This is a genomic window from Oxalicibacterium faecigallinarum (assembly GCF_014635705.1).
Classification (GTDB): Bacteria; Pseudomonadota; Gammaproteobacteria; order Burkholderiales; family Burkholderiaceae_D; genus Oxalicibacterium; species Oxalicibacterium faecigallinarum.
This window is the reverse complement of record NZ_BMDI01000001.1, coordinates 200,746-214,018: the sequence shown is the minus strand read 5'-3', so window position 1 is coordinate 214,018 and position 13,273 is coordinate 200,746. Positions and strand designations below refer to the sequence as shown.

General features: G+C 53.5%; 12 protein-coding genes and 1 tRNA gene. 1 reads left to right on the top strand and 12 read right to left on the bottom strand.

What is annotated here, in order from left to right:
- Window positions 1-37 precede the first annotated feature (37 nt).
- The 10 genes from epsG to IEV29_RS00960 form a co-directional block, all read right to left on the bottom strand.
- Window positions 38-931, bottom strand: coding sequence for a chain length determinant protein tyrosine kinase EpsG (epsG, locus tag IEV29_RS01005; protein WP_188379411.1), 894 nt, complete (start codon window positions 929-931; stop codon window positions 38-40).
- A 27-nt stretch (window positions 932-958) separates the two neighbouring features.
- Window positions 959-2,356 carry a chain length determinant protein EpsF gene (gene epsF / locus IEV29_RS01000; RefSeq protein WP_188379410.1) on the bottom strand — a complete coding sequence of 466 codons (1,398 nt, stop codon included), beginning with the start codon at window positions 2,354-2,356 and terminating at the stop codon, window positions 959-961.
- A 44-nt stretch (window positions 2,357-2,400) separates the two neighbouring features.
- Window positions 2,401-3,189 carry a polysaccharide export protein EpsE gene (gene epsE / locus IEV29_RS00995; protein ID WP_188379409.1) on the bottom strand — a complete coding sequence of 263 codons (789 nt, stop codon included), beginning with the start codon at window positions 3,187-3,189 and terminating at the stop codon, window positions 2,401-2,403.
- 56 nt (window positions 3,190-3,245) lie between these two features.
- On the bottom strand, window positions 3,246-4,655 hold the full coding sequence (locus tag IEV29_RS00990; protein WP_188379408.1) for an undecaprenyl-phosphate glucose phosphotransferase: 1,410 nt from the start codon (window positions 4,653-4,655) through the stop codon (window positions 3,246-3,248).
- Window positions 4,645-5,985 (bottom strand): XrtB/PEP-CTERM-associated polysaccharide biosynthesis outer membrane protein EpsL, encoded by a 1,341-nt coding sequence (gene epsL, locus IEV29_RS00985; protein WP_229726127.1) that lies wholly within the window; start codon window positions 5,983-5,985, stop codon window positions 4,645-4,647. Before epsL ends, IEV29_RS00990 begins: the two co-directional genes overlap by 11 nt.
- Window positions 5,986-6,540: 555 nt before the next feature.
- Window positions 6,541-6,617: transfer RNA gene (locus IEV29_RS00980), tRNA-Pro, on the bottom strand.
- A 72-nt stretch (window positions 6,618-6,689) separates the two neighbouring features.
- Window positions 6,690-8,042, bottom strand: coding sequence for a phosphoglucosamine mutase (gene glmM / locus IEV29_RS00975; RefSeq protein WP_188379407.1), 1,353 nt, complete (start codon window positions 8,040-8,042; stop codon window positions 6,690-6,692).
- A 25-nt stretch (window positions 8,043-8,067) separates the two neighbouring features.
- Window positions 8,068-8,913, bottom strand: a complete 846-nt coding sequence (gene folP, locus IEV29_RS00970; protein WP_188379406.1) for a dihydropteroate synthase — start codon at window positions 8,911-8,913, stop codon at window positions 8,068-8,070.
- A 93-nt stretch (window positions 8,914-9,006) separates the two neighbouring features.
- Window positions 9,007-10,893: an ATP-dependent zinc metalloprotease FtsH gene (ftsH, locus tag IEV29_RS00965; protein ID WP_188379405.1), complete on the bottom strand. Its 1,887-nt coding sequence runs from the start codon at window positions 10,891-10,893 to the stop codon at window positions 9,007-9,009.
- A gap of 122 nt (window positions 10,894-11,015) precedes the next feature.
- On the bottom strand, window positions 11,016-11,660 hold the full coding sequence (locus IEV29_RS00960; RefSeq protein ID WP_188379404.1) for an RlmE family RNA methyltransferase: 645 nt from the start codon (window positions 11,658-11,660) through the stop codon (window positions 11,016-11,018).
- Between the two features lie 91 nt (window positions 11,661-11,751).
- On the opposite strand from IEV29_RS00960, the gene yhbY reads away from it, so the two are divergent.
- The gene (gene yhbY, locus IEV29_RS00955) at window positions 11,752-12,222 is read left to right on the top strand and encodes a ribosome assembly RNA-binding protein YhbY (RefSeq protein WP_188379403.1); all 471 of its coding nucleotides are present in this window, start codon (window positions 11,752-11,754) and stop codon (window positions 12,220-12,222) included.
- A 61-nt stretch (window positions 12,223-12,283) separates the two neighbouring features.
- Here yhbY and IEV29_RS00950 read toward each other — a convergent pair whose 3' ends face one another.
- Window positions 12,284-12,736 carry a DUF4149 domain-containing protein gene (locus IEV29_RS00950; protein WP_188379402.1) on the bottom strand — a complete coding sequence of 151 codons (453 nt, stop codon included), beginning with the start codon at window positions 12,734-12,736 and terminating at the stop codon, window positions 12,284-12,286.
- Entirely contained in the window at window positions 12,736-13,209 is a 474-nt protein-coding gene (greA, locus tag IEV29_RS00945; RefSeq protein WP_188379401.1) for a transcription elongation factor GreA, read from the bottom strand. Before greA ends, IEV29_RS00950 begins: the two co-directional genes overlap by 1 nt.
- Between the last annotated feature and the right edge of the window lie 64 nt (window positions 13,210-13,273).

Here is a 13,273-nt window from a genome sequence, read left to right as displayed (position 1 = left end):
AATTTGGAGGAAGACAGGCAACGCATCACGGTCTCACTTAATCTTCGAGCAGGACCGAACCGATGACGTCCGCGCCGAATCGGCCGAACTGATCGGCAGCCGCGTTGATCTGTGACAGTCGTGTCTTGTTCTTGCGCGCGACCAGCAATACGCCGCCGGCCTGGGTGCCGACCGCCAGTGCGTCAGCCCCCGTCGAGAAAGCCGGCACGTCATACAGCACCACATCAAAATCTTGTGCGACCTGCTGATTCAGGCGTGCAAAGGACGCACGGTTCAGCAGCTCCTGCGGATTCGGCGGCAAGGTTCCCGCCGTCAATACGGATAAATCGACAAAAGGTTCAACCTTGTTGATGACGCTGCGATCGGCACGTTCAACCAGCACATCCGACAAACCATGCCGCTCCTGCACATTGAAGATGCGATGCTGGTGCGGATGACGCAAATTGGTATCGACCAGCAAGGTCTTTTCACCCAACTGCGAAAACACAATGGCAAGATTGGCCGCCAGCAGGCTGACGCCATCGTCTTCCTCCACACTGGCAATTGCCAACGCTTTGCGACCATTGGCAAACCATCGCAACATCAACTGGCTGCGAATGCCGCGCAGCATTTCCACCTGCGCACTGAAAGGACGATAAGCGGCAACCAGTTCGGACGAAAATCCGCCCTGCCCTGGCCGCAAGTAGGGATAGTCAAACTGGTGTGCCAACACCTGTTCAATATCCGCTTCGGTCACCAGACCCAGCGCCTGGGCGGCTTCACCAAAGCGCATGCCTTTTTCCTTCTGCAGCTTGATAACGCGTTCGGCATCGGATGGCGATATCTTGCCGAGATCCAGCAAGATGCCGCCTATGTTCGCTTCTGTTTTGGCGACGCCGACATCACGCACGGCCGGATCGCGAAATGCGGTGGGATGCAAAAGTTGACTCATCATGATTCCTCTTTGATTCTTTCCAGATCAGGTGGACGGCAATATAGGTCTCATCATGCCAAGGCGAGGAGCACCACGTTCCTGACGCAACACACCCAATACCGGCACATTCAAGGCCTCGATCAAGTCACGCGAAGACCGCACACGACGATCCATGATCTCTGCCACCAGCGCCAGGCCCAAGCCCAGCATGCCGCCGACAAATACTGACAACACGAGCATGAGCAATGTCTTCGGTCCGGTTGGCGACAACGGTGGCGTGGCCTGATTCAACACCGCGACATCCGATTGGGTGGAACGTGCTTCCAGACTGGTCTGGGTATAACGATTGGCTGCTGCTTCGTAAGCCCGTTGCGCGGTCTGCACTTCATTGCTCAACAGCTTGAGTTCATCCCGTGCCAGATTGAGCTGCATTACCTTTTCACGCTGTGCAGTCAAAGCAGCCTGAATTTCCGCTTCTCGCTGTTGCTGGATGCGTGCATTGCTGCGCACGCTGGACGACGCCAGACCAATCTGCTGGTTCAGGTTGGCACGCAGCTTGTCGACCTCCGCCTTGGCGGATTGATACTGCGGGTGATTCACGTTCAGACGTTGCGCCACTTCCGCAAATTTGGCTTCTGCTGTCGCCAAATTGGAGCGCAATCCCTGGATGACACCATTGCTCATGACATCCGGCGATTCACCTGCATTACGGCTGGCAGCGCGTTCACGTGAATTCGCTTCGATTGCCATGCCTTGCGCCACAACCAGTTGACTGGAAAGCTCGTTCAGACGCGCGGACTCCACATCCAGACGATTGTCGGCATTGTCGATATTGTGTTCCTGCTGGTACTGCGACAGGCGGCGTTGCGCTGTTTCAAAATTGCTGCGCAGGGTCTTGATTTGCGCATTCAGATAATCGGATGCTTTCTGCGATGGATCAACCTTCAGTTCCACCGCGGCATTCTGGTATGCGCGTGCAAACGCGTTCGCCATATCCGCGGCAAATTTGGCATCAGCGGATTTATAGCTGATGGTAATGACGCCACTATCACGAGAAGGCTCGACATCGACACCACCTGAAATCACGGTCGCAATCCAGTCGCGCAAGGAAACGCCACTCGCTTCGCCACCCGCATCGGCAAAACCATCGCGCATTCCCTGGCTTTCTGTCAGCTTCATCTCGTCAACAACTTTGAGGGCCACGGTCTTGCTCTTGATGATGTCGATCTGCGTAGCCATGTAGCCGGGCATCAGCTGCGACGGCAATGCCGTGCCGGTGACTGGATCAACGCCTTTGTAATTCAGTACAAGCGATGTACTAGCTGTATAGCTATTGGGCAGCATCAAGGCCACCAACATCGTCAGACCAACCACGCTGAATAACGTAATCAGAATGATCTTGCTGCGCGCAAGAAGGATCAGAAAAAATTGAGTGATGTTCATCATGTTCTCTCACCAGCTATTGGTGCCACGATTGCCTGGCGACCTTAGAAGAAACTTTCTTTCACATAGATAACGTCATTGACCTGTACACGGTCGTCATGCTTGACGTTCAGAATTTGCATCGTGCCGTTTTCATCGCGGCGTTTGACGCGCACACCCCGTTCGGTGCCGCGTGCACTGAGACCGCCACCAACCGACAGCGCCTGCAGAATGTTCATGTCTGGTTCAAGACGATACGAACCCGGCTTTTGCACTTCCCCATATATGTAGAAGCGCGGCGCACGATTGACGTACACGACATCGCCTGGCTGCAACTGCGGATTGGTGACCGCGCCATTGGCACTCATGATGTCCGCCAGATTCACCCGCTCACGGATGGTCTTGCCATCACGCACACGTACCAACGAGATATTGTCATCCGCATCGGCATTCAGTCCGCCCGCCATGGCAATGATGTCCGTCAGGCTACGCTTGCCATCGACCGGAAAACGCCCTGGCTTGTTGACTTGGCCCAGCACGGACAACTGCTGGCTTTGCATCTGCGTCACAACCAGATTGACGTGTGGCTTGCGAATAAAGCCACCGCTTTCCAGTAGACCTGCAATCTTCTTTTCCGCAGCGATGGGCGTCAGGCCACCAACGGCTACTTCACCGACCAATGGATAGGAAATCGTACCGCCGTCACTCACACGTGTTTCCAGCGACAAATCCGGATTGCCGTACACATCGATCTTTAGCATGTCGCCCGGCCCCAGCTGCATTTCCTGCGCCTGGCTCACGGCACTGAATGCCAGTAGCGCCAACGTACAAATTGAAAACAGTATCTTTTTCATTTCCATCTTCCTTGTTTTACGCTTCCCAAAATAAATTCTGACCGTTCGCACATTCATCAATACGCGTTCTTGTCGCTGACAATCGTCACTTTGACGGTGCGCAGAATGATCCAGAGATCAAGCCATAGCGACCAGCGACGCAAGTAATCAAGATCGTAGGAAATGCGCGCTTCCATCTTGTCCAGCGTATCGGTCTCACCACGGAATCCATTGACTTGCGCCCAGCCGGTAATACCCGGCTTGACCTTGTGGCGCAGCATGTAACCCTTGATCTGCTTGCGATAGAGCTCGTTGTGCGCAACGGCATGCGGTCGAGGCCCGACAATACTCATGCGGCCCTGCAACACGTTGAAGAATTGCGGCAGTTCATCGAGTGAACTGCGCCGGAGAAAGCCACCAATCGGTGTCAGGCGTGAATCATTCTTGGTTGCCTGCGTGACCTTGTCGCCATCCTCGGTCACCGTCATCGAGCGGAATTTATAAACAATGATTTCTTCGCCAGACAAACCATAACGGCGCTGTCTGAAGATGATGGGCCCACGGGACGTCGCCTTGATGGCAATGGCAATCGTCAGCATGATGGGCGTCAGCATCAGCAAGATCAGCGAGGCAAGCACGATATCGGTCACACGCTTGACGGTGCTGTTAATACCTGTAAACGGCGTCTCGCAAATCGCGACCACAGGAACACCGGCCACGTTATCGAAACGTGCCTGGATCAGATCGAAGACATAGATATCCGGCAGGAAGTAGATCGATGCTGTCGTGTCCTGCAATTCAGTCAGAAGTTTCTTGATACGAGGCTGCGCAGAAATAGGCTGACTGATGAAGATCGTGCTGATGTTGTGCTTGCGGGCATACGCCGGCAGCTCATCCATGGTGCCAAGCAAGGGAATCCGCTCTCCTTCCGGCTGGCGGGACAAGTCGCGATCGTCAAAGAACCCTTCCACATGCATGAGCAAACCAGGATGCTCAGCGATGCGCTCGGCCAGTTTCAGCGCAACGTCATTGACCCCGACAATCAACACCGAGCGCGACAATCCCGTCTTGTGCATGCTGTAAGTGATGCGATGCACTACCATCTGTCCCGCCAGCAACGCGACGGGTGTCGCGGCCAGCCAGATCACCAGTGTGCGCATCGAGAAAAACTCGAAAAAGCCTGTCAGCTGACCAAGCAACAGCAACACGCCCATCACGATCATCCAGCCAGTCAAGATGACACGTACAAAATCCAGCAAGCGTGCCTCGCGCAACATATGACTGTGATCCGTCACACTGAACACCGTTGAACTGACAAAGAACGTGATGATGGCGAGCACGGCATGGTTGCCCGTAATGTCATCACCGGTGATCAAGGCCAGCAGATACAGCATGGCCACCGCAATCGTGGGCTCCATCAAACGCATGCCCCAGGTTCGTGCCGGCATGTCATTCGATGGTTGCAAAGGATTGCCTTTAGAATTCATAGCGGGTCGCAAGCTGTACTCCTTTTGTACGATACGTCCGGGCAGTGCTGACGTTCGACTTCAGTTCCTGATCGTAGACAGAAAGGCGAACATTCAGTTGTCGCCAAGGGAGATAGGTCAAACCAATCACGTTTTTACGGTACTGATCATCGCGATCAATACGGTTGTATTCACGGTCCTCGGTCAGCATCATGGCGTCGAACGACGTCTTCCCTGTCGCTTTCCAGTTCACGCCCAGGCTGGCACCTGTATTCCGTGAATAGTTGGAAGAAAGATCGTCTTGTGCGGGAATGCCATCGACCGGCTCACCAGCAACACGGCGTGCACCCAACTGACGCCATGCGGCCAGCGTAAATGCAGTCTTGCCCGTCGCCGCCCAGTCAATCGCTAGGCGACCATCGGGTCCGCTGAAGTTGCGCGCAGCATCCGTGTCATACGTACGACGCGCCCAGCCACCAAGAAACTTCAGTCCGGTTTTACCGGTCAGTTGCCACTTCAGATCGGCCTTCACCTCATCTTGTGTGTAATCACTGTTGAGGGCGCCAAACTGATTAGGATATGTACCGTTACCATGGCGCAGCAGCAAACCAAGCTTGTTCTGGCTGCGCGGCAAATAATCAATGCCAAGGTCAGTCGTCTCCAGCTTCAGACGGGCCGAAGGAATGCTGTCATAGGAAATGTCATCGCGGCTGAAACCGGTATGGACGCGCCACGAGGGATGGAAACGCCAGCCGCCATTCACAAAGCTGCTTCTTTGCGTCCGCACACTGCTTGGAAGCGGGTCACCCGTTGGCGAGACATCTTCAAACGGTGTCAGCGTCTCGACCAGGCTGCTGCCGACGTTGCCGGAAAACTGATTTCCCAGCACCCAGTTCCAGTTGCCAAGCAGACGGCGACCATCGTTATCCAGATTGCTGAAGCGATCGTATTTGGTGTCATTGACCGACAAATCTGCGTAGATACGCTGTCGGCTGATTGGCTTATTGATGCGCACACCTACCGTGGTACGACGCCAGGTATCGGATACGCGACTACCATTTTCCGGCTGACGAGAGATATTGTCGTCCTTGAATATCCCGTAACCGACGTAAGGCGTGAAAACATCCGGATTCACAACTTCGTCAGCAGCATGCACATTGAACGCCACGTGGCCTGCCACCAGCACAAAAATGGAAATCAGACGACGCGAGAGAATCGTCATGCGGAATGGGACAGGGGCGAAAGCAACCGGTGACAAGCGCGCATTCTGATACGCCAGACCATGCCCATCACTGCGGACGAACAAGCTCTTACTGCGCATACCAATCCCAACGACAGGACGATTACTCATAACCATTATTACCCCTGCTCAATACAACCAAGCGTTCTTGCATTTCGGAGATGTAGAGAGCTTGTCAAAAAATTAGTTCAAAAATGACAATAAAATTGTCGACCGTGCATCTTCACTTTTTCGTGTCAAAAATCTCATCAGGGGGAGAACAAAAAAGTGCAGAGGTTGAACACACTCTGTTTCAGGAAAGCAATGTCAGTCGCCATTTCCAAGACAGACTGCCGCATGGCAATCAATTCCCACACCAAGACAATGCCAATCGGATCATTACGCATCCTTGTTGCCGAGACCGTGCGCTAACCAACAAACAAAGCTTTACGAAAAGAAATTTATTGCATTTTTTGCATCAAATTTCACAGAAAACCATGCAAAATTGATACCAGATAAAAGGCAGAAGCTGGAGGGAGAAATTTCACAGCAATGCATCGTTGCTGCATTTCCAAACAGAAAGAAACAAGGAAGGAATGAGAAAAGCTGCTCGCGGGCGCGATGAAAACTTATCCAAACAAAAAGGCCTGAAGATTTTCATCTTCAGGCCTTTTCTACTGCTTATTTTGGTCGGAGTACTAGGATTCGAACCTAGGACCCTCTGGTCCCAAACCAGATGCGCTACCGGGCTGCGCTACACTCCGAAAGAAAGAGATCATACCTCACAGTAAGACTTCGGTCAACGATTAAAGTGCCTTTGAGATGATAATTTTTTCCTAGGCCGCAATTTTTTCTGCAATGCGTTTTGCCATTTGTTCTGCCAACGCGGCATCACGTGCTTCGACCATGACGCGAATCAAGGGCTCTGTTCCTGATGCACGAATCAATACCCTGCCTGCATCGCCCAATTCGTTTTCAACGGCTGTTTTTTCCTGCTGCAATGGCTGATTGCTTTTCCAGTCAAAGCCCGGCGTCACCCTTACATTGACCAGACTTTGCGGAAACATTGCGATGTCGGCGGTCAATGCGGCAAGGCTTTTACCACTACGCTTCAACGCCGATAAAATCTGCAAGGCAGAAATGATACCGTCCCCTGTCGTATGCTTATCCAGGCAAAGCATATGACCTGAACCTTCGCCACCAACCAGCCAACCACGCTCCTGCAATGCCTCCAGCACATAACGGTCGCCGACATTGGCACGTACAAATGCCACACCCATTTTTTTGAATGCAACTTCCAGCGCCATATTGGTCATCAAGGTGCCCACTGCGCCCTCAATCGGACGAACTGCCATGCGGTCACGCACCATGATGTACAGCAGCTCATCGCCGTTAAAGATACGGCCCGCAGCGTCCACCACAATCAAGCGATCCGCATCGCCATCCAGTGCAATGCCAATATCCGCCTTGTTCGCCTGCACGGCGTCGACCAATGCCGCCGGCGCCGTCGCCCCCACCTTGTCATTGATATTGAAACCGTTTGGCTTGTCACCAATCGCGATTACTTCTGCGCCCAGTTCATGAAAGACATCCGGCGCAATGTGATAGGCGGCACCGTGCGCGCAATCGACCACGATCTTCGTACCACGCAAATCGAGCTCGTTAGGAAATGTACTCTTGCAGAATTCGATATAACGGCCACGTGCATCATCCAGCCGCTTGGCACGTCCAAGTTTGCTGGATTCCACACAGGTCATGGGCGTATCCAGTGCCGTTTCAATTTCCAGCTCCACGGCATCCGGCAGCTTGTTGCCCGAGGCAGAAAAGAACTTGATGCCATTGTCTTCATACGGATTATGCGAAGCGGAAATCACAACGCCTGCGGCCAAACGCAAGGCGCGTGTCAGATAGGCAATCGCCGGTGTTGGCATCGGTCCTGCAAGCATGACATCCACCCCAGCAGCAGAAAAGCCCGCTTCCAGCGCCGCCTCCAGCATATAACCGGAAATGCGGGTGTCTTTACCGATCAAAACGGTTGGACGCTTACCTGATGCTTTGGTCGACTGGTCTTTTGCCTTCGCCAGAACGGTCCCGGCTGCGTAACCCAGACGCATGACAAAATCAGGCGTGATCGGTGCATCGCCCACGCGTCCGCGTACACCATCTGTCCCAAAATACTTACGTGTCATTTTTATTGCTTTCTTTTAGTAATCTTCAAACGGCAGAAGACAGGGCTTCCCACACTTTCAAGGCATCCACGGTTTCAGCCACATCATGCACACGCACGATGCGAGCACCATGAGATGCCGCCGCCAACGCAGCGGCTACACTGCCTGCCATGCGTTGCTCAACCGGCTTGTCAATCAGGGTCCCAATCATGGTCTTGCGCGAAACACCGACCAGCATGGGCAAGGCCAGTTCATTCTGCAACTGGCCGATATGCTGAAAAAGCGTGACATTGTGCTGCAAGGTCTTGCCAAAACCAAAACCGGGATCAATACAAAGGCGCTCAGGTGCAATCCCCATTTGCTGTGCCTGTGCAACCTGCAATTTTAAAAAGTCACGAATCTCGGCAACGATATCCGTGTACTCCGGATTTTGCTGCATGCTTTGCGGATCTTTTTGCATGTGCATGATGCATAAACCGCAATCCGAATCCTTCACCGCATCCCATGCCCCTTCTCCACGGAAACCATTGATGTCGTTAATCATGTCCGCGCCAGCAGCCAGCGTCTCGCGCATTACAACCGGCTTGTAGGTATCAATAGAAAGGGGAACGTCCAGGTCACGCAAGGCAAATACCAAGGGCATTACACGATCCAGTTCCTGCTGCAAGGGCAAGGGTTGAGAACCGGGACGACTTGACTCACCACCAATGTCGATCATGTCGGCACCGGCGTCAATCATCATTTCCGCATGGGAGAGCGCAGCATCCAGCGAGCCGTAACGACCACCATCCGAAAAAGAATCCGGCGTCACATTCAATATACCCATGACCAACGGGCGTCTGCGCTTTTCAAATGAAAACTGAAAGCGACCGCACTGCAATTTCTTCTGCATCTTCCTGCCATTCATCAACGAAAACCATCCACAAACAAAAAGGGCAAGGATTTCTCCTCACCCTTTCACCACCTGTCCGTCAACTATGCGGAATCAGGCAGGTGCTGTTGCGTTTGGCGACACACCATCCGAAGGATTGCTTGGCGGCGAATTCTTGACTGGCAAGCCTTCTTTCGGCGGACGTGGCTCACGGCCTTCCATGATGTCGTTGATCTGATCGGCATCAATCGTTTCCCAGTCGAGCAATGATTTCGTCATCATTTCAACCTTGTCACGATTTTCTTCCAGAAGTTTGCGTGCCAACGCATATTGCGTATCCAGAATATTGCGGATTTCCAGATCAACTTTTTGCTGCGTTGCTTCCGACACCGTCTTGGCGCCCATACGCCCCATATAGCTATCCTGGTCTGTGTCTTCGTAGACCATGGTACCCAAGGTTTCGGACATACCGTAACGCGTCACCATGGCACGCGCCAGCTTGGTCGCACGCTCGAAGTCATTCGATGCACCGGTCGACATCTGATGCATGAAGATTTCTTCGGCAATACGACCACCGAACAGAATCGAAATCTCTTCGAGCATCTTGTCCTTGTACATATTGATGCGATCGTGCTCAGGCAGCTGCCAGGTCAAACCAAGCGCAAAACCGCGCGGCATGATCGTGACTTTGTGCACTGGATCTGCCTTTGGCAGCAACTTGGCGACCACCGCGTGACCCGACTCGTGATACGCCGTATTGCGACGCTCTTCTTCGCGCATGACAGCCGATTTGCGCTCCGGGCCCATCACGATCTTGTCTTTTGCATCTTCGAAATCCTGCATCTCGACCAGACGCTTGTTGCGACGTGCAGCGAACAACGCAGCTTCATTGACCAAATTGGCCAAATCCGCGCCCGAGAAACCCGGCGTACCGCGTGCCAGAATATCGGCCTTGACGTCGCTGGAAATCGGCACCTTGCGCATGTGCACGTTCAGGATTTGTTCGCGGCCGCGGATATCCGGCAAGCCGACGATGACCTGACGATCAAAACGGCCCGGACGCAGCAACGCCTTATCCAGCACATCGGCACGGTTGGTTGCCGCAATCACGATGACGCCAGAATTTGGCTCGAAACCGTCCATCTCGACCAGCATCTGGTTGAGTGTCTGTTCGCGCTCGTCATTACCGCCGCCCATACCGGCGCCGCGATGGCGACCAACCGCATCGATCTCGTCGATGAAGATGATGCAAGGCGAATGTTTTTTGGCGTTTTCGAACATGTCACGCACACGCGATGCGCCGACACCGACAAACATTTCGACGAAATCGGAACCCGAAATCGTGAAGAACGGCACCTTTGCTTCACCTGCAATGGCACGCGCCAGCAATGTTTTACCGGTACCCGGAGGACCAACCATCAGCACGCCGCGCGGAATGCGGCCGCCCAGCTTCTGGAAGCGGGTTGGATCACGCAGAAATTCGACGAGTTCGCCGACCTCTTCTTTCGCCTCATCGCAACCGGCAACGTCAGCCAGCGTGACAGAGTTCTGTGTTTCATCCAGCATGCGCGCCTTGGATTTGCCAAAGGAGAAGGCACCACCCTTGCCGCCACCCTGCATCTGTCGCATGAAGAAAATCCAGACACCGATCAGCAACAGCATCGGGAACCAGGAAATAAAGATTTGTGACAGGAAGGATTGCTCTTCCGGTTGTTTGACGTCGAACTTCACGCCATTGTTGACCAGATCGCCAATCAGACCGCGATCCAGATAGGTAATCGCGGATTTGATTTTCTTGCCGTCCGTTGTAGTCGCGACAATGACACGATCTTCAATCGTCGCTTCACGGATACGTTTGGCTTTGACTTCGTCCAGGAAATCGGAATAAGGAATCGCCGTTGCCGAGCTTCCAGCCGTTCTGCCATCGAACTGCTTGAAGACGGTGAAAAGAACCATCCCGATGACCACCCAGATGGCGGCCTTGGAAAACATGTTATTCACTGAGACTCCTTGGACGCAATGCGCCTTTTTCTAGAAATATAGGCTGATTCTACTAGCAAACAACAAGGCTTGCAGTATCCGGTATTGGGGTAAAAGCCACGGATACAAGGCTTAAATATGCATCAAAGCGGATTTTTCAGGGTTTTTCCCAATAAAAACACCTCGGATGACTTGTCCCGGCTCGCCTTTGGTTTCTTTTGTGTCACTGTTTTGAATTCAGCGCGGAATTTCTCGACCAGATAGTTGTAACCGGAGCCATTAAAGCACTTGACCAGCAAGGAACCGCTCGGTTTCATGTGGTGCTGGGCAAAGTCCACTGCCAGATCGATAATATCCTGCACGCGCGCCGCATCGGCCACGGCAATGCCCGACAAGTTTGGCGCCATATCCGATAGCACTAGATCAACTTTGCGTCCCTGAAGGACCTCTTCCAACTGATCCAGCACTTCCTGTTCACGGAAGTCGCCCAGAATAAAGTGCACATCCGCAATCGGGTCCATCGGCAGCATATCGAGTCCGATGATCGTGCCTTTGATACCGCCGCCCTCTGCCCCGGACAGCTTATTCCGCACATACTGCGACCAGCTACCGGGCGTTGCCCCCAGGTCGACAATGATCTGCCCGGGCTTGATCAGTTTCTCTTCCTCGTCGATTTCCTTGAGCTTGTAGACGGCACGCGCACGGTAGCCTTCTTTTTGCGCCTGCTTCACGTACGGATCATTGATATGGTCGTGGAGCCAGTTTTTGTTTAATTTCTTCTTTGCCATTCGCGTAGAATACTGGTTTTAAATCATGCGGGACAGCGATTATCGACGCGCAAGGCGTCGTGGCTCATTTCCCGCTCATCTAGTTCATTTCATGTCCAAACTTACTCCGGCAGAACGTAGCGCTCTGCGCGCCGAAGCGCACGCACTCAATCCTGTCGTTATCATCGGGGAATCCGGCCTGACCGCCGGCGTTCTCAAGGAAATCGACGCCAGCCTGAACTCGCACGGCCTGATCAAGGTGCGCGTCTTCGGCGATGATCGCGAAGCACGCGTGGAAATCTATGAAACTATCTGCGCCAAACTCGACGCCGCACCTGTGCAACACATCGGCAAACTGCTGGTGATTTACCGTCCTAAAAAGGAAGCGGAAAAAACCCGCAGCGAAACCCGTGGCAAGGGACTGCGCGAAGTCACCATCGTCAAGCCGAGTCCAAGCGGTACCAAACGCCCGACTGTCACCAAAGTGATGGTCAAAGGGAATGAGCGCGTGACACAAGGCGGCTCGATCAAGCGCGCGAAGCCACGTCAAAGCAGCAAGAAGAAATCTTCTTTGGGACGCTAGATCAAAAAGACTGCACGTCTGCTACCAGACAGTGCTGTCTTGTCTCGCCCTCTAGCGCGTATCAGCGCATCTTCAGAATCAGCACTGCCCCCAGCAAGCTCTGCACGATATAGACAACGGTCGATACACCGTGCAGCCAACCGAACTGTCGTCTGGCATCGGCGATCTGCACCGCATCCTGCAACGTCAGCAAGGTTTCCCGCAAGCTCGCCATGAACGGCTGCAGACAGAAATAACCCAGCACGGTACACAGCATCATTGCCATGACCAGATAACGTGTCGCTCTGACGGGCGATGCCGTCATCTTGCGCTCGGCGACTGCCTGCATGATCAGCAGTGCCGCACCAACGCCTAATGAAAGCCAGGCAGTGATGCGGAAAAGACTGCCCGCAATCGATCCGGCCAGGCTGCGATCAGCCAGGGTGGAAAACAAGGTTGGCGCAACCACAAAGCCGACCGCCCACAACACGCCAACCCACAGCGTTGCCAGCAAGAATCGGCTTGATTGCAGCATCAGATGTATTGCACCTTCAGCACTTCGTACTCGCGCAGACCGGCGGGTGCCTCGACTGCCACGACATCGCCTTCAAATTTGCCAATCATGGCACGCGCAATCGGTGAGGTAACCGAGACCTTTTTCTCTTTCAAGTCGGCTTCATCGATACCAACGATCTGATAGGTGACCGTTTCACCCGATTCCAGGTCTTCCAGCTCGACCGTCGATGCAAACACGACACGACCATCCGCATCGAGCGACTTGGGGTCAATGATCTGGGACGAACCGAGCTTGCCTTCGATGTCGGCGATGCGACCTTCAATGAAACTCTGACGTTCCTTGGCGGCATCATACTCGGCATTTTCCGACAGATCACCCTGCGCACGCGCTTCGGAGATGGCGTTGATCACCGCAGGACGATCCTTGGTTTTCAAACGATGCAACTCTTCTTTCAGAAGATTGGCACCGTGCAATGTGATAGGTGTACTCATAATTTTCAATCGATATAAGTGGAAAACCACAGAGGCCGCAGATAGCACCGGAAAGTCCGGGCCC